A 17,244-nucleotide genomic window follows, 5' to 3' on the forward strand; every position below is an offset into this window, starting at 1 on the left:
GGAAGCAGGAGAAGAATCTAGACTTTGCCCCAACAGCAGAAAAAATGAGTAGTTTTTTCTGCTCACGACATTATTAACGACGGCATTTTTTTATTGATCGGCCACCTTTCGAAATAGGCGCGCGAGGCATCACCGCCGAAGGTCGGCGGTCGCCCAGGCACGATGCGAGAGGCCCTCGAAGCATGGGATTTCGACGGCAAATCTTTCCCCGCCTTGCCGCTGGGGCAAGGCTTGCACGGCCGCCGATAGAGGCAATACATAGATGGCGGGTGGGATTTCCCGGAAATCCGTGACCGGCGTGGAGGACGCTTCCTTGGAAGCGGGCGCCCCAGATCGAAGGCGACAGGGAGAGACAGGTGGCAAAAGCAGCCAAGACGACAGCCCCGGCGAAAGCAAAGGCCAAGGCCGCCGCCGAAAGCAACGCGCCCAAGGCCGCCAGGGCCGCCGCGCCGAAGGCCAAGACGACCGCAAAGGCAGTGCCCGCCAGGTCGGCCGCAAAGCCGGCCACTGCCAAGCCGGCAACGGCAAAGGCCAAGGCTGCAGCCGCGAAAGTTGACAAGCCGGCAACCGCAAAAGCAGCGGCCGCGAAGCCTGCCTCGAAGAGCCTGCCGAAGGCGATCACCGAGCTCACCGTCGGCCTGCCGGAAAAGCCGTGGCTGAAAAGCTATCCGAAGAACATGCCGGCGGAGATCGGCGCCCTGCCCTACAAGTCCATCGGCGACTTCCTTGTCGGCGCCTGCAAGCGATTCACCGGACAGCCGGCCTTCGTGTGCATGGGCAAGTCGATCACCTATGGCGAGCTCGAACGGCTCTCGGCCGCGTTCGGCGCCTATCTGCAGGCGAGAGGTCTGGAGAAGGGTGCGCGCGTGGCGCTGATGATGCCGAACGTGCTGCAATATCCGGTGGCGATGATGGGCATACTGCGCGCCGGCTACACCGTGGTGAACGTCAACCCGCTCTACACACCGCGCGAACTGGAGCACCAGTTGAAGGACTCCGGCGCGCAGGCGATCGTCATCCTCGAAAACTTCGCCGGCACGCTGCAGGCGGTGATCGCCAGGACGTCGGTGAAGCACGTCATCGTCGCCGCGATGGGCGACATGCTGGGCGGCCTCAAGGGCGCCATCGTCAACCTTGTCGTGCGGCGGGTGAAGAAGATGGTTCCGGCATGGTCGCTGCCCGGCCATGTCAAGTTCAACGCCGTGCTCAAAACCGGCGCGACCATCGCCTTCAAGCCGCCCACGGTCTCCGGTGACGACATCGCCTTCTTGCAATATACGGGCGGCACCACCGGCATCTCGAAGGGCGCGACGCTGCTGCATCGCAACGTGCTTTCGAATGTCGCGCAGAATTCGCTTTGGGTGGAGGACGCCTACGCGGTCAAGCCGAAGCCGGCGCATCTCAACTTCATCTGCGCGCTGCCGCTCTATCACATCTTCGCGCTGACGGTGAACGCGCTGATGGGCATGCAGCAGGGTGCGCAGAACGTGCTGATCCCCAACCCGCGCGACATTCCGGGCTTCGTCAAGGAACTGGCGAAATACCCGATGCACATCTTCCCCGGCCTCAACACGCTGTTCAACGCGCTGCTCAACAATGAGGAATTCCGCAAGCTCGACTTCAAGCCGCTGATCCTGACGCTGGGCGGTGGCATGGCGGTGCAGAAGGGCGTCGCCGAACGCTGGAAGGCGCTGACCGGCTGCCCGGTCAGCGAAGGCTACGGGCTCTCCGAAACCTCGCCGGTGGCGACCGCCAACAAGTTCAGCTCCAGCGACTTCACCGGCACCATCGGCCTGCCGCTGCCTTCGACGGAAATCGCCATCCGGGACGACGACGGCAACAACGTGCCGCTCGGCGAAGTGGGCGAGATCTGCATCCGCGGCCCGCAGGTGATGGCCGGCTACTGGAACCGCCCCGACGAGACCGCCAAGGTGATGACCAAGGACGGCTTCTTCAAATCCGGCGACATGGGATTCATGGACGAGCGCGGCTACACCAAGATCGTCGACCGCAAGAAGGACATGATCCTGGTGTCCGGCTTCAACGTCTATCCGAACGAACTGGAAGAAGTGGTGGCGCACCACCCCGGCGTGCTGGAAGTGGCGGCGATCGGCGTGCCGGACGAGCATTCCGGCGAAGTGCCGAAGCTGTTCGTGGTCAAGAAGGATCCGGCACTTACCGTCGAGACATTGATGGCCTATTGCCGCGAGAACCTGACCGGCTACAAGCGGCCGAGATACGTCGAGTTCCGCACCGAGCTGCCGAAGACGCCGGTCGGCAAGATCCTGCGGCGCGCGCTGCGGGAATAGGCTTGAGCGATCCCACGGCCAGCCTGGGGGAGAGCGGGTGAAGCCGCTCGATCCGGCGCAATTCATCAAGGCGAACATGCGGCTGGCGCCGGTACCCTCGCTGCCGGAGATCTGCCTCTATCTGGCGCATCCCGGCAGCGGCCTGCGGCGCCTGCTCGAACCTGACGACGACAATGGCGAAAGCCGGCCTGAGCCACAGCCGCCTTACTGGGCCTATGCCTGGGCCGGTGGTGCGGTGCTGGCCCGCTATGTGCTGGACCGTCCGTCGATCGTCGCCGGCAAGCGGGTGCTCGATCTAGGCGCCGGTTCGGGGCTGGTCGGTATCGCGGCTGCAACAGCCGGAGCGCGCGAGGTGATCGCGGCGGAGACTGACCGTAACGGCGTCGTGGCGCTTCGCCTCAACGCGGAAGCCAACGGCGTCGCCATCCAGATACGCGATGAGGACATCACCGCCGGTCCGCCGCCGGCGGTCGACCTGGTGCTTGCGGGCGACGTCTTCTATGCGCAGGACGTAGCGCAGCGGATGATGCCGTTCCTCGATCGCTGCCTCGCCGCCGGCATCGATGTCCTGGTCGGCGATCCCGGCCGCGCCTGGCTGCCCAGGCCACGGCTTTGCCTGCTTAGCGAATACCAGGTGCCGGATGTCGGCGGAAACGGCGGCAACCCAAAGCCCAGCGCCGTCTTCGCGCTTGTGGCGGAACCCGGCTAACCTGCCGGCACGTTCACCCGCGCGGCGAGAAAGTCAGGCAGGTCGGCGACCGAGTCCAGAACGATATCCGCCATCGGCGCCAGCGAGTCGCGCGTGCCGGTGCCGGAAAGGACGCCCACCGCCAGACCGCAGCCGCCGGCGCGCGCCATTTCGAGGTCATGGCGGTTGTCGCCGACCATGGCGATCTCGCCCGGCTTCAACCCGGTCAGATCGCAAAAAGCGACCACGGTGTCGGGCGCCGGCTTGGAATTGGCAACGGCGTCATAGCCGAAGGCGGCATCGAAGAGCTGCGCGATGCCGAGCGTGGCGAGCGTCCTTTCGGCGCCGCTGGTCGAATCGTTGGTGGCGACGCCCATGCGATAGGATCGTTTGTGCAATGTCCGCAGCGAGTCGACAACGCCCGGCAGCGCGACCGCCATGGCCGACCCCTGCGCCGAGGTGATCTCGTTGAAGCGGGAAACAGCCAGCAGTTGATCCTCGTTGGACAGGCGCGGAAACCAGAGTTCGACGACATCCATGTTCGAGCCCGAGGCAAAGATCGAATCGGGCTTGAAACGCTTGCTGACGAAATCGAAGCCGGCGGCGGCGAGCAGGCGATCGGCCTTCCAGCGATCGCCTTCGGCGGCATCCATCGCCATGAAGTCGGCGACACCAAGCCAGGTTGCATTGAAGTCGACAAGCGTGCCGTCTTTGTCGAACAGTATTCCCCTGATATCCGCCAACCGTTTTACTCCTCGCCGCGCAATTGGTGGATATGAGCCACCAGTCCGGCAGTCGAGGCGTCGCGTTTTGCGGCAGTCTCCTTGCCCTCAACGACAGGCAGCAGACCCGTCGCCAATTCCTTGCCGAGTTCGACGCCCCATTGGTCGAAGGAATTGATGTTGAACAGCGTGCCCTCGACGAAGACGCGATGTTCATAAAGCGCGATAAGCCGGCCCAACATGCGCGGATCGAGCTTGCGGTAAAGGATAGTCAGCGAGGGACGATTGCCCGAAAAGACGCGGTGCGGCGCGATCCTGTCGACGTCGGCCGGCTTCATGCCCTTGGCCAGCATCTGCGCGCGCGCTTCTTCCAGCGTGCGGCCCTTCATGAAGGCTTCCGACTGCGCCAGGCAGTTGGCAAGCAAGAGGTCGTGCTGGTGTTTGAGTTCCGGCTCATGGCCGACAGCGGCGGCGAGGAACTCGACCGGGATGAAGTCGGTGCCCTGGTGCAGGAGCTGGAAGAAAGCATGCTGGCCGTTGGTGCCGGGTTCGCCCCAGACCAGCGGGCCGGTCGGCGTGGTGACCGCGGTGCCGTCCAGCGTGACGCTCTTGCCGTTCGATTCCATGTCGAGCTGCTGCAGATAGGCCGGCAGGCGCGAAAGGCGCTGGTCGTAAGGGATGACGGCGCGGGCCGGATATTCGCAGACGACGCGGTGCCACCAGCCGATCAGCCCCAGCAACACCGGCAGATTCTTCCGCATCGGCGCGGTGCGGAAATGCTCGTCCATCTCATGCGCGCCGTCGAGGAAGGCGCGGAAGTTGCGCGGACCGACGGAAATCATCACCGGCAGGCCGATGGCGCTCCAGACCGAGTAGCGTCCGCCGACCCAGTCCCAGAAACCGAAGACGCGGTCGTGTTCGATGCCGAACTTCGCCACGAGGTCGAGGGCGGTCGAAACGGCGGCGAAATGCTTGCCGACCGCTTCCTTGCCGAGCGCCTTCTGAACCCAATCGCGCGCCGTCTGCGCATTGGTCATCGTCTCGACCGTGGTGAAGGTCTTGGAGGCGATGATGAACAAGGTCGTTTCGGGAGACAGGCCCTTCAGCGTGTCGTGGATATGGGCACCGTCGACATTGGAGACATAATGCGCGCGCGGCCCGTCATGATAGGGCGCGAGCGCAAGCGTCACCATCGCCGGGCCGAGATCCGAGCCGCCGATGCCGATGTTGACGATGTCGGTGATCTTCCTGCCGGTAGCGCCGGCCGCCTTGCCGGAGCGGATGGCGTCGGCGAAGGCGCCCATGGCGTCGAGCACGGCAATCACATCCGCCTTGGTATCCTGGCCATCGACGACGACGCTCTTGCCGGTCAGGTTGCGCAGCGCGGTGTGCAGCACGGCACGGTTCTCGGTGATGTTGATCTTCCTGCCTTCGAACATGGCGGCGCGGCGGCCTTCGAGATCGGCGGCGCCGGCGAGCTTCTCCAGCATCGTCATCGTATTTGCGTCGACCGCGCATTTCGACCAGTCGAGCAGAAGGTCGCCGTCCGTGGCGGAGAATGTCTCGAAGCGCTTGGGATCGGCGGCGAAGGCGTCGCGCATCGAGCCTTTGGCCGCCGCGCGTTGATCTCGCAAGGCGGCAAGTTGCTTGTCGAAAGATGACTGGTCCACTGGCGGGCTCCTGGCGGTTTTTTAGACCGTTTTAACAGGCCGGATGTTTCCGGCGCGTGTCGCGCAACACTCTATCTAGCCGATTTCCATTTCATTCAAGCGCGGCTTTGCCGCACCGCATCACGCTTTGATGAGGCGCGATATTGGACGGTGAGGATGAGAGAATTTCAGCGCGACTGCGCGCCATGGGCGACGATGCTCCGCATCGCGCTTTTGTGGCGCTGTGATGAGGCTGCGCGCTGCAGCGACGATGCTGCGCATCGCGCTTAGGCGGTGCCGCGACGATGCTTCGCATCGCGCTTGGGCGGTGCCGCGACGATGCTTCGCATCGCGCTTGGGCGGTGCCGCGACGATGCTTCGCATCGCGCTTGGATGCTTCGCATCGCGCTTTAAACGCGGGGCGACGACGCTGCGCGTCGCGCTTGGATGCTTCGCATCGCGCTTTAAACGCGGGGCGACGACGCTGCGCGTCGCCCTTGATAGATCACTGGCATAAATCCCAGCGATCAGAAAAATTGATTGGCGCAACCCCTTATGCCACCCATACACTCCACTGGTCCAGCCAAGTGAAAACAGCTGGCCATCCGAGGAAGATTTCCCATGCCACAGCGCAATGACACGGCCATATGGTCCGGCCTGTTCCGGATTTCGGCTGAATCCGGCCAAACCCTCCAGGCGCAGATCCGCCAGGCGATCGTCGCGGCCATTCTCGACCGACAGATCGCTGCCTCGATGCCGTTGCCGTCCTGCCGAATTCTCGCGGAAAAACTAGGGGTTGCCCGCGGTACGGTAGTGCTCGCCTTCCAGCAGCTGGTCGACCAGGGTTTCCTGGTGGCGCGCGAGCGGCGCGGCCATTTCGTCAATCCCGACGTGCTGGCCACCCCCGCCAAGCCGCACCAGAAGGCGCCCGACCAGCAGAACGAGATCGACTGGAAGGCGCGCCGGCAGATCGCCGCAAGCGACATGCCGCCGCCGGCCAAGCACGACAACTGGATCAAGTCCTCCTATCCGTTCGTCTACGGCCAGTTCGATCCGGCGCTGTTCCCGACCGCGGAATGGCGCGAGTGCAACCGCATGGCGCTGGCCGTGCTGGAGATCCGCAACTGGGCATCCGACATGGTGGATCGCGACGATCCGCTGCTGATCGAGCAGATCCAGGCCAGGCTTCTGCCGCGCCGCGGCATCTTCGCCAATCCGGACGAGATCATCGTGACGCTGGGCGCGCAGAACGCGCTCTATATGCTGGCCACGCTGCTGATGACCAAGGGATCGAAGGTGGCGATGGAAGACCCGGGCTATCCCGATGCCCGGTCGATCTTCCGGCTTGCCGGCGCCGATATCCAGCCGGTTCCGGTCGATCAGTCGGGTATCGTAACGTCCTCTATTCCCAGCGATTCCGGCTTCGTCTTCGTCACGCCCAGCCACCACTGCCCGACCATGGTGCCGCTGTCGGCGGAGCGGCGGCAGGACCTTCTGGCGCGCGCCAACCGCAACAACCAGATCATCATCGAGGACGGTTATGACAGCCAGCTCCTCGACGAGGCGCCGCAGCAGGCGCTGAAGAGCCTCGACCGCTCCGGCCGCGTCATCTATGTCGGCTCGATGTCGAAAACGCTGGCTCCGGGCCTCAGGCTTGGCTACATCGTGGCCTCCGCCGGGCTGATCGCCGAGCTTCGCGCGCTGCGCCGCTTCATGCTCAGGCATCCGCCGGCGAACAACCAGCGCGCCGTGGCGCTGTTCCTGTCGCTCGGCCACCACGAGGCGCTGGTGCGCAGGCTTTCCACTGCCTTCGACGAGCGGCGCAAGCGTCTGGTCCATGCGATTTCCGCTTTCCTGCCAGAATGGCGCTCGACCGACTCGGCGGGCGGCACATCGCTCTGGCTGGAAGGGCCGCGCGGCACCGATTCACGCGGTCTGGCCGAAGCCGCCGCTTCGCGCAGCGTCATCATCGAACCCGGCGACCGGTTCTTCGACCGCAGCGAAAAGCCCTCTCGTTTCATGCGCTTGGGTATCTCCTCGATCTCGCTGCAGCATATCGAGCCGGGCATCCGCGAACTCGCCACGGCCGCCGGGCGCAGGCCCGCGGCCGCCTGATCGTCACGGACTTCCCAAAAAGAGCCGGCGCTGCGCCGGCTCTTTTTGTTTGGGCGCACCCTTATCGCTTTAGCATTCTGGCATATTCGACGGGATCGGTTGGCCCATAGGCTGTACCAATGCCAGCGGCATAGTCGGAGCCAGAAGGGGATGAGGCAGGCCGATGGTGGACCAACCGCCGCGCCCGCCTCGCAGATAAAGACAAAAAGGTGGAGTGCTTCCATGTCAGTGGCTCTGGAGAAGCAGGAAGCGTCGTCGGACCAGCGTTCGCGGCGTTCCGGCGGGCGCGAAGCCCGCCGCGCGATGCGGGCGGCGCCTTTAGCCGACGACATTCGTCCGGTGCGGGCAGGGCTTGAAGGCGGCAGCTATGGCCCATTGAGCCAGAACGACCGCGAACGCATCCACGAAGCGGTGCTGACGCTGCTTGAGACGGTCGGTTTCGCCAACGCCATCCCGTCCTGCATCGAGGCGCTGACCCGGGTCGGCGGCACTTATGGCGACGACGGTCGCATCCGGCTGCCGCGCGCGCTGGTGCTCGACACGATCAGACAAGCGGCGCGCAACTTCACCCTCCACGGCCAGGATCCGAAGCACGACATGCTGATCCAGGGCAAACGTGTGCATTACGGCACGGCCGGTGCTGCGGTGCATCTGGTCGATGTCGAGAAGCGCGAATACCGCGAATCGCTGCTGCAGGATCTCTACGACGCCGCCCGTCTCGTCGATGGGCTGGACAACATCCATTTCTTCCAGCGCACCATGGTGCCGCGCGACATTCCCGACCCGCTCGATATGGATTTCAACACGCTCTATGCCTGCGTGATGGGGACTTCGAAGCATGTCGGCACCTCGTTCACCGTGCGCGAGAACGTCAAGCCGGCGCTGGAGATGCTCTATGCCATCGCCGGCGGCGAGGAGAATTTCCGGGCGCGGCCGTTCGTGTCGAACTCGAACTGCTTCGTGGTGCCGCCGATGAAGTTCGCCGAGGACGCCTGCGGCGTGCTGGAGGCCTGCGTCGAAGGCGGCATTCCGATCCTGCTGCTCTCGGCCGGCCAGGCCGGCGCCACAGCGCCGGCCGCGATAGCCGGCGCCGTCGTGCAGGCGGTGGCGGAAGTGCTGATGGGCCTGGTCTATGTCAATGCCATCAAGCCCGGGCATCCCGCGATCTTCGGCACCTGGCCGTTCGTTTCCGACCTCCGGACCGGCGCCATGTCCGGCGGCTCGGCCGAGCAGGCGGTGCTGACCGCGGCCTGCGCGCAGATGGCGCAATATTACGACCTGCCGGGTGGCTCGGCCGCCGGCATGACGGACTCGAAACTGCCCGACATCCAGTCCGGCTACGAGAAAGGCATCACCGATGTGATGGCCGGGCTTGCCGGGCTCAATCTCGTCTATGAATCGGCCGGCATGCATGCCTCGCTGCTCGGCTTCTGCCTCGAAAGCCTGATCATCGACAACGACATGCTCGGACATTGCCTGCGCTGCGTGCGCGGCATCGAGGTGACCGACGAGGCGCTGTCGATCGATACGATAACCGATGTCTGCATCAAGGGTCCCGGGCACTATCTCGGCAACGATCAGACGTTGAAGCTGATGCAGACCGAGTATTTCTATCCTGCCGTCGGCGACCGTTTCTCGCCGAAGGAATGGAACGAGAAGGGCCGGCCCGACATCCTGCAAAGGGCGATCGCCGAGAAGAAGCGCGTGCTCGCGGAGCGTTTCCCGCGCCATGTGCCGCGCCTTCTCGACGACAAATTGCGCGCCCGCTTCGGCGAGATGATCAAGCTGCCGCGCAGCGGCATGGGCGGCTAAGACCCTACTCGGCGCTCAGCCCGTAGCGCTCGACGACCTCGGCGTTGATCAGCTTGGCATGCAGCGTCATCAGCACGATCTGCGCGTCGAAACTGTCGCCGGCCTCCAGCGCCGCCTCGATGCGGCGCTCGACCTCCAATGTCGGCTCCCGCCCATTGGCCTGCTCGAACACTTCCGGTCCGGCAACGCAATAGCCGCAGAGTTGCGCGACGGAAGCATAGGCGTCCGCCGGCGGCTCATCCGGCCAGCGCTCGTTCATCAGATTGACGATGGTGAGTTTCACGCCCTCCGGCACCAGGGCCGGATGCAGATCGGCCTTGCGCAAGGCGTCGTCGAGCTGCCGCAGATCGCCGGAGCGGCCGAACATGCCGAGAAAGCCAAGGGAAGAACGCCGTTTCGCCACGATGGTCTCTCCTTCGCAATACGGCCGAGGTCGAGCTTATCTGTGGGTTCCGCGGAACTGAAGCAAGGGCATGAAAAAAGGCGGCCCGCCCGTCGGCAAGCCGCCCTCTTGATTCCAGCCGAATACAAATTCAGTGGTTGTCGCGCGGCACGCCGCTGGTATGCGCGACATCCTGGTATTTCACCGCCGGCTTCAGCACCATGCCGGCCGAGAACTGGTCGACCATGCCGCGCTGGATCTCCTGCCACGGCGTCTGGTGCTTGGGATAGTGATAGCCGCCATTGCCCTGCAGCGCCGCCCGCCTTTTGGCGATCTCCTCGTCGCTGACGAGGATATCGGCCGTGCCCTTCTTCAGGTCGATGCGCACGCGGTCGCCGGTCTTGAGCAGCGCAAGGCCACCGCCGATCGCTGCTTCCGGCGAGGCATTGAGGATCGACGGCGAGCCGGAGGTGCCGGACTGGCGGCCGTCGCCGATGCAGGCCAGCGAATGGATGCCCTTCTTGATGAGATAGGCCGGCGGCTGCATGTTGACCACCTCGGCACCGCCCGGGTAGCCGACCGGACCGGCGCCGCGCATGAACAGGATCGTATGCTCGTCGATGCCCTGCGCCGGATCGTCGATGCGGGCGTGGTAATCCTCCGGCCCGTCGAAGACCATGGCGTTGCCCTCGAAGGCTTCCGGATCGTTCGGGTTGGAAAGGTAGCGCTCGCGGAATTCCGGCGAGATGCCGCTGGTCTTCATGATGGCGGAATCGAACAGATTGCCCTTGAGGTTGATGAAGCCGGCATTGGCCTTGAGTGGCTTGGCGGCGCTGCGGATGACATCGTGATCCTCGGTGACGGCATCCCTGCAATTGTCGCCCATGGTCTTGCCGTTGGCGGTGATCGCATCGGGATGCGGCAACAGGCCGCCCTTCATCAGTTCGGCCACCACCGCCGGCACGCCGCCGGCATGGTGATAGTCCTCGCCGAGATACTCGCCGATCGGCTGCAGGTTGACGAGCAGCGGCACGTTGAGGCCGATCTTCTGCCAGTCGTCATTGTCGAGCGGCACGCCGAGATGGCGGGCGATGGCGTTGAGATGGATCGGCGCGTTGGTCGAGCCGCCGATGGCCGAATTGACGACGATGGCGTTCTCGAAGGCCTTGCGGGTCATGATGTCGGACGGCTTCAGGTCCTCATGCACCATGTCGACGATGCGCTTGCCCGTCTCGTAGGCGATCTGGCCGCGCTCGCGATAGGGCGCCGGAATGGCGGCCGAGCCCGGCAGCTGCATGCCGAGCGCCTCGGCCAGCGAATTCATGGTGGTGGCGGTGCCCATGGTGTTGCAGTAGCCGGTCGACGGCGCCGAGGAGGCGACGATGTCCATGAACTCGTCATAGTTGATCTCGCCGGCCGACAGGCGCTGGCGCGATTCCCAGACGATGGTGCCGGAGCCGGTGCGCTTGCCCTTGTGCCAGCCGTTGAGCATCGGGCCGACCGACAGCGCGATGGCCGGAATGTTGACGGTGGCGGCCGCCATCAGCAGCGCCGGCGTGGTCTTGTCGCAGCCGATGGTGAGCACGACACCGTCGAGCGGATAGCCGTAGAGCACCTCGACGAGGCTGAGATAGGCGAGGTTGCGGTCGAGCGCCGCGGTGGGGCGCTTGCCGGTCTCCTGGATCGGATGGCATGGGAACTCGAACGGGATGCCGCCCATCGAGACGATGCCTTCGCGCACGCGCTTGGCAAGCTCGAGATGGTGCCGGTTGCAGGGCGAAAGGTCGGAACCGGTCTGCGCGATGCCGATCAGCGGCTTGCCGGACATCAGCTCGGCGCGTGTCAGGCCGTAGTTCAGATAACGCTCGAGGTAGAGCGCCGTCATGCCCGGATTGTCGGGATTGTCGAACCACTCCTGCGAGCGAAATTTCTTCTTCTTGGTGGGGGCGCCTGCCATGGTGGTCTCCGTATTTGTATGACAAATCGATAAGACAATGCGTTCATGCAGGCAAGAGGCAGGCGCGCCGCGACCCGGACTTTGGTGCGATAGACTTGTTTGAGGCCGCGCGCTACGACCAATCAGCATCAGCAATCCGGGAGGTCTTGATGGCATTGGTGATCGAAGGCGAGGAGCGGATCGCCGCACCCGTTGAGAAAGTGTGGGAAGCCCTCAACGACCCGGAGATCCTGAAAGGGGCGATTCCCGGCTGCCAGAGCCTGGAAAAGGCTTCGGACACCGAGATGGCCGCGACCGTGGTGCTGAAGATCGGGCCGATCAAGGCGACCTTCAACGGCGCGGTGACGCTGAAGAATCTCAAGCCGCCGCATTCCTACACCATCCAGGGCGAAGGCAAGGGCGGCATTGCCGGCTTCGCCAAGGGCGGCGCCGACGTCACGCTTACCGCCGACGGACCGGACGCCACAGTGCTCAAATACGCCGCCAAGGCCGAGGTCGGAGGCAAGATCGCTCAGCTCGGCAGCCGGCTGATCGAGTCGACATCGAAGAAGCTTGCGGGGCAGTTCTTCTCGACGTTTGGCGAGAAGGTCGGCGCCTGACCCCTCCCCTCGAGGGTTATTCGAACACTATGCTGGGCACCGCCGCTTCGGCCGCGCCGCGCTCTTCCTGGACCCGATTCCAGACCTTGCTTGCGATGTCGCGATAAATCTTCGCCTCGGCGCTCTCCGGCTTGGAGGCGACGACCGGGGCGCCGACGTCCGAGCTTTCGCGAATACCCATCTCCAGCGGCACCTCGCCAAGGAAGGTGACGCCCAGGCGCTCGGCCTCGCGACGCGCGCCGCCATGGCCGAAGATGTCGTAGCGCTTGCCGGTGTCGGGCGCGAGGAAGTAGCTCATGTTCTCGACGATGCCGAGCAGCGGCACGTCGACCTTCTTGAACATGTTGAGGCCCTTGCGGGCGTCGATCAGCGCCAGGTCCTGCGGCGTCGAGACGATGACGGCGCCGGCGAGCGGTACCTGCTGCGCCATTGTGAGCTGAGCGTCGCCGGTGCCGGGCGGCATGTCGACCACCAGCACATCGAGCGGACCCCACTCGACCTCGCGCAGCATCTGGGTGAGCGCCGACATCACCATCGGGCCGCGCCAGATCATCGGCGTCTCCTCATCGACGAGGAAGCCCATCGACATCACCTTGAGGCCGTAATTCTGCATCGGCTTGAGGATTTTGCCATCGACGGTCTGCGGCCGGCCATGGATGTTGAGCAGCCGCGGCATCGAGGGGCCGTAGATGTCGGCATCGAGCACGCCGACCTTCAGTCCGTTGGCGGCGAGGCCGAGCGCCAGGTTGACCGCTGTGGTCGACTTGCCGACGCCGCCCTTGCCGGAAGCCACCGCGATGATGGCATCGATGCCGGGGACGCCGCGCTTGCCATGGCTCTGCGATGCGGGCGCGTGCGGCGCGGGACGCTGCGGCGCCGGCTGCGGAGCGACCGGCCGCGGCGCGGCCGGGCGCGGCGGAACCGGCGCTTCCATGCCGCCGCCCTTCTTCTCCGCCGTGAGCGCGACGACGGCGCTGGCGACGCCAGGGATGGCCTTCACCGCGCGCTCGGCCGCGGCGCGCAACGGCTCCAGTTCCTGGGCACGGGCGGCGGGAACAGTGATCGAGAAGAACACTTTGGAATCGGCGATGAAAATCTCGGAAACCATGCCCAGGTCGACGATGTTGCCGGTGAAGTCCGGTCCGTTCACCGTCTTCAGGCGGTCGACGACGGATTCCTTGGTAACGGTCATGATCTTTCCTCGGGCTTGGCGTTGGAGATAGTGCAGTTTCCCGGCAGAACCAAGCCGTGGCGCAATAGCTCGCCCGGCGTGCCCCGGAAAGCGACCGATGGTGTCGGATTTGCCGCAACCTGAACTGGTGTTCGAGTTCGGCCATGGCCAAACAGGCCGCCCGCGCTATTTCGATTGCCATCAAACGCAAGCACGACAACCGGAGAAGGAGACGGTCATGCTCGAAAACAGCAATGCGGCAGCCAATCTCGCGGTGAAGGACCTGGAGAAGGCAAAGGCCTTCTATGAGAAAACGCTCGGCCTCGAGCAAGTGGACGACATGGGCGGCGAACTGATCGTCTACAAGAGCGGCGACACGGTCATCAACGTCTATCATTCACGGTTCGCCGGCACCAACAAGGCCACGGCTGTAACCTGGGCGGTGGGAGACCAGATCGGGCCGATCGTCAAGGCGCTGAAATCCAAGGGCGTCACCTTCGAGCATTACGATATGCCCGGCCTGTCGCTCGAGGGCGATATTCACGTCGGTTCCGGCATGAAGGTCGCATGGTTCAAGGATCCCGACGGCAATATCCTGAACCTCGCGGGCAAATAGGCTTCGACCAAGATTTTTTCCGGGCCGGCGGCGAGATTACGGTCCTGTTGGGCCAGCACCATCTGGCGCAGCCGTCCTGCGCTGGATAGCTTGCGCCGATGATCGACAAGCTGGAGTTCTTCATCGCACTCGCCAAGGAGGAGCATTTCGGCCGGGCCGCGGAGGTGTGCGGGGTCACCCAGCCGACGCTTTCGGCCGGTATCAAGCAGCTCGAGGAGCAGCTCGGCGTCATGCTGGTGTTGCGCGGCTCCCGCTTCCAGGGCCTGACGCCGGAAGGCAAGCAGGTGCTGGGCTGGGCGCGCCGCATCGTCGGCGACACAAGGACGATGCGCGAGGAGATGCGGGCGGCGCGCCACGGCCTTGCCGGCCGCATCCGCATCGCCGCCGTCCCGACCGCCCTTGCCATGGTGGCGCGGCTGACGACGCCGTTCCGCGAAAAGCATCCGGGCGTCACCTTTTCGGTCCTGTCGCGGACCTCGATCGAGGTGCTGTCGCTGCTCGGCAATTTCGATGTCGATGCCGGCATCACCTATCTCGACAACGAGCCGCTCGGGCGCGTCACCAGCGTGCCGCTCTATGACGAGCGCTACCAGCTGATCACGGCGGTCGGGAACCCCTATTCCGACCGCGACAAAGTGACATGGGCCGAGATCAGCCAGTTGCCGCTCTGCCTGCTGACGCCGGACATGCAGAACCGTCGCATCATCGACCAGCATCTGGCGGAAGCCGGAGTGCAGGTGCGCCCGACACTGGAATCCAATTCGATGATCGTCCTGTTCTCGCATATAAGGACCGGCAAATGGTCGTCGATCATGCCGCTCAACCTTGCGGAAACGTTCGGCTTTTCCGAACCGATCCGGGCGATCCCGATCGTCGAGCCGGATGCCAGCCACACCGTCGGGCTGGTGGCGGCGCCACGCGAGCCGCACACGCCTTTGGTGCAGGCGCTGCTGGACGAGGCGATGGCGCTGGCGGACGATTTCCGCGCCCATCGCTAGGCTAGACACTGCGAGTTGCCGAGTTTCGATAGAAAATTTCTATCAAGCAACGGAAGCGCTTTATTGATTTCGGAGGTTTCCTCTGATTTCGTAAGGACTTAGCGATATTGCGTCTATGCATGTCGTTGCCCCAAAACCGCTACAGAATTGGGCGACATATGATTGGATGCCACGACCAAGGGAGGGCGCTGCGTGACCATGCAGGCCGCAAGTACCGAGATCATGTCGCGCACGGCGGCGATCATTGACGAGATGAAGGGCCTCGAAGGCCCGCTGCTGCCGATCCTGCACAGCATACAGGAAGAGTTTGGGCACGTTCCGAAGGACGCGCTGCCGGTGATCGCCGATGGGCTGAACCTCTCGCGGTCCGAGGTGCACGGCGTGGTCAGCTTCTATCACGATTTCCGCGCCAAGCCCGCCGGCCGGCATGTGCTCAAGCTCTGCCAGGCTGAAGCCTGCCAGTCGATGGGTTCGGATGCCGTCGCGGCCAAGGTCAAGCAACTGCTCGGCATCGATTTCCACGAGACCACCCGCGACGGATCGGTTACACTGGAGCCTGTCTACTGCCTCGGGCTTTGCGCCTGCTCGCCGTCGGCGATGCTCGACGGCGAAGTGATCGGCCGGCTCGATGACGAAAAGATCGAAGAGATCGTTGCGGAGGTGCGTTCATGATCCCGCGCATCTACATTCCGGCAGACTCCGGCGCGCTGGCGCTCGGCGCCGAGAAGGTCGCCAGGGCGATCGAGGCGGAGCTCAGGGAGCGCGGCGTCGAGGCCAAGATCGTGCGCAACGGCTCGCGCGGCGCCTATTTCCTCGAGCCGATGGTCGAGGTGGCGACGGCCGAGGGCCGCGTCGCCTACGGGCCGGTGAAGCCGTCCGACGTCAAGAGCCTGTTCGACAGCGGCTTCCTCACCGGCGGTCATCACAAGCGCTGGCTGGGCGCCCCCGACAAGATCCCCTTCTTCGCCAAACAGACGCGACTGACCTTCGCGCGCTGCGGCATCAACGACCCGCTGTCGCTCGATGCCTACAAGGCTCACGGCGGCTTGCGCGGCCTGCAGAACGCGGTTGCGATGGCGCCGGCCGATGTCGTCAGCCAAGTTACCGAATCCGGCCTGCGCGGCCGCGGCGGCGCCGGCTTCCCGACCGGCATCAAGTGGAAGACGGTGCTGGATACGACTTCCGAGCAGAAATACATCGTCTGCAATGCCGACGAGGGCGATAGCGCCACTTTCGCAGACCGGATGATCATGGAAGGCGATCCCTTCGTGCTGATCGAAGGCATGGCGATAGCCGGCATCGCGACCGGCGCGACCAAGGGTTTCGTCTATGTCCGCTCGGAATACCCGCATGCGGTGGCGACGATGAACAAGGCCGTCGCGATCGCGCGCAAGGCGGGCGTGCTCGGCGTCAACGTGCTGGGCTCACCCAACGCCTTCGACATGGAAATCCGCGTCGGCGCCGGCGCCTATGTCTGCGGCGAGGAAACCTCGCTCTTGAACAGCCTCGAGGGCAAGCGCGGCGTGGTGCGCGCCAAGCCGCCGCTGCCGGCCATCCAAGGCCTGTTCGGCAAGCCGACGGTGATCAACAATGTGATCAGCCTGGCCTCGGTGCCGATCATCATGGACAAGGGCGCCGCCTACTACAAGGATTTCGGCATGGGCCGCTCGCGCGGCACGATCCCGATCCAGATCGCCGGCAACGTCAGGAATGGCGGCCTGTTCGAGACGGCCTTCGGCCTGACGCTCGGCGAAATCGTCGACGACATCGGCGGCGGCACGGCTTCGGGGCGTCCGGTGAAGGCGGTGCAGGTCGGCGGCCCGCTCGGCGCCTATTTCCCGCGCGCCTTGTTCGACACGCCCTTCGACTATGAAGAATTCGCCAAGCGTGATGGATTGATCGGCCATGCCGGCATCACAGTGTTCGACGACACTGCCGACATGCTGAAGCAGGCGCGTTTTGCAATGGAGTTCTGCGCCATCGAAAGCTGCGGGAAGTGCACGCCCTGCCGCATCGGCTCGACGCGCGGCATGGAGGTTCTCGACAAGGTCGCCGCAGGCATCGAGGTGGAAAAGAACCTCGCGCTGGTGGGCGACCTCTGCAACACCATGAAGTTCGGATCGCTGTGCGCGCTGGGCGGCTTCACGCCCTACCCGGTGATGAGTTCGATCACGCATTTCCCCGACGACTTCAAGCCCGCGCCGGCGCGCGTGGCGGCTGAATAGG

General features: G+C 64.5%; 14 protein-coding genes. 9 read left to right on the forward strand and 5 right to left on the reverse strand.

Annotated features, from left to right (window positions below; translation table 11 throughout):
• Positions 1–356 precede the first annotated feature (356 nt).
• Positions 357–2,309, forward strand: a complete 1,953-nt coding sequence (locus ACWGS9_RS12940) for a long-chain fatty acid--CoA ligase (protein ID WP_454505619.1) — start codon at positions 357–359, stop codon at positions 2,307–2,309.
• 76 nt (positions 2,310–2,385) lie between these two features.
• The gene (locus tag ACWGS9_RS12945; protein WP_454505777.1) at positions 2,386–3,018 is read left to right on the forward strand and encodes a class I SAM-dependent methyltransferase; all 633 of its coding nucleotides are present in this window, start codon (positions 2,386–2,388) and stop codon (positions 3,016–3,018) included.
• Here ACWGS9_RS12945 and ACWGS9_RS12950 read toward each other — a convergent pair.
• A complete protein-coding gene (locus ACWGS9_RS12950) occupies positions 3,015–3,740 on the reverse strand; it encodes an HAD family hydrolase (RefSeq protein ID WP_454505620.1) in 726 nt (241 codons plus the stop codon). The two genes, ACWGS9_RS12945 and ACWGS9_RS12950, sit on opposite strands and share 4 nt — an antisense overlap.
• 5 nt (positions 3,741–3,745) lie before the next feature.
• Positions 3,746–5,389, reverse strand: a complete 1,644-nt coding sequence (pgi, locus tag ACWGS9_RS12955) for a glucose-6-phosphate isomerase (RefSeq protein WP_454505621.1) — start codon at positions 5,387–5,389, stop codon at positions 3,746–3,748.
• Between the two features lie 600 nt (positions 5,390–5,989).
• On the opposite strand from pgi, the gene pdxR reads away from it, so the two are divergent.
• Positions 5,990–7,483 carry a MocR-like pyridoxine biosynthesis transcription factor PdxR gene (pdxR, locus tag ACWGS9_RS12960; RefSeq protein WP_140647084.1) on the forward strand — a complete coding sequence of 498 codons (1,494 nt, stop codon included), beginning with the start codon at positions 5,990–5,992 and terminating at the stop codon, positions 7,481–7,483.
• A 222-nt stretch (positions 7,484–7,705) separates the two neighbouring features.
• On the forward strand, positions 7,706–9,295 hold the full coding sequence (locus ACWGS9_RS12965; RefSeq protein WP_454505622.1) for a trimethylamine methyltransferase family protein: 1,590 nt from the start codon (positions 7,706–7,708) through the stop codon (positions 9,293–9,295).
• A 4-nt stretch (positions 9,296–9,299) separates the two neighbouring features.
• Here ACWGS9_RS12965 and ACWGS9_RS12970 read toward each other — a convergent pair whose 3' ends face one another.
• Positions 9,300–9,698, reverse strand: coding sequence for a hypothetical protein (locus tag ACWGS9_RS12970; protein ID WP_454505623.1), 399 nt, complete (start codon positions 9,696–9,698; stop codon positions 9,300–9,302).
• Positions 9,699–9,828: 130 nt separating this feature from the next.
• Entirely contained in the window at positions 9,829–11,634 is a 1,806-nt protein-coding gene (locus ACWGS9_RS12975; RefSeq protein WP_454505624.1) for an IlvD/Edd family dehydratase, read from the reverse strand.
• 149 nt (positions 11,635–11,783) lie between these two features.
• Here ACWGS9_RS12975 and ACWGS9_RS12980 point away from each other — a divergent pair, with 149 nt between their 5' ends.
• The gene (locus ACWGS9_RS12980) at positions 11,784–12,233 is read left to right on the forward strand and encodes an SRPBCC family protein (RefSeq protein ID WP_454505625.1); all 450 of its coding nucleotides are present in this window, start codon (positions 11,784–11,786) and stop codon (positions 12,231–12,233) included.
• A 16-nt stretch (positions 12,234–12,249) separates the two neighbouring features.
• Here ACWGS9_RS12980 and ACWGS9_RS12985 read toward each other — a convergent pair whose 3' ends face one another.
• On the reverse strand, positions 12,250–13,425 hold the full coding sequence (locus tag ACWGS9_RS12985) for an Mrp/NBP35 family ATP-binding protein (RefSeq protein ID WP_454505626.1): 1,176 nt from the start codon (positions 13,423–13,425) through the stop codon (positions 12,250–12,252).
• Positions 13,426–13,642: 217 nt separating this feature from the next.
• Here ACWGS9_RS12985 and ACWGS9_RS12990 point away from each other — a divergent pair, with 217 nt between their 5' ends.
• From ACWGS9_RS12990 to ACWGS9_RS13005, 4 genes are all read left to right on the forward strand, one after another.
• Positions 13,643–14,020, forward strand: coding sequence for a VOC family protein (locus ACWGS9_RS12990; RefSeq protein ID WP_454505627.1), 378 nt, complete (start codon positions 13,643–13,645; stop codon positions 14,018–14,020).
• Positions 14,021–14,118: 98 nt separating this feature from the next.
• The gene (locus ACWGS9_RS12995; protein ID WP_320215100.1) at positions 14,119–15,018 is read left to right on the forward strand and encodes a LysR family transcriptional regulator; all 900 of its coding nucleotides are present in this window, start codon (positions 14,119–14,121) and stop codon (positions 15,016–15,018) included.
• A gap of 192 nt (positions 15,019–15,210) precedes the next feature.
• On the forward strand, positions 15,211–15,690 hold the full coding sequence (locus tag ACWGS9_RS13000) for a formate dehydrogenase subunit gamma (RefSeq protein WP_454505628.1): 480 nt from the start codon (positions 15,211–15,213) through the stop codon (positions 15,688–15,690).
• Positions 15,687–17,243, forward strand: coding sequence for a formate dehydrogenase beta subunit (locus tag ACWGS9_RS13005; RefSeq protein ID WP_454505629.1), 1,557 nt, complete (start codon positions 15,687–15,689; stop codon positions 17,241–17,243). The genes ACWGS9_RS13000 and ACWGS9_RS13005 overlap by 4 nt, the downstream gene beginning before the upstream one ends.
• Position 17,244 lies beyond the last annotated feature (1 nt).

Source organism: Mesorhizobium sp. Arg314, from assembly GCF_053714275.1.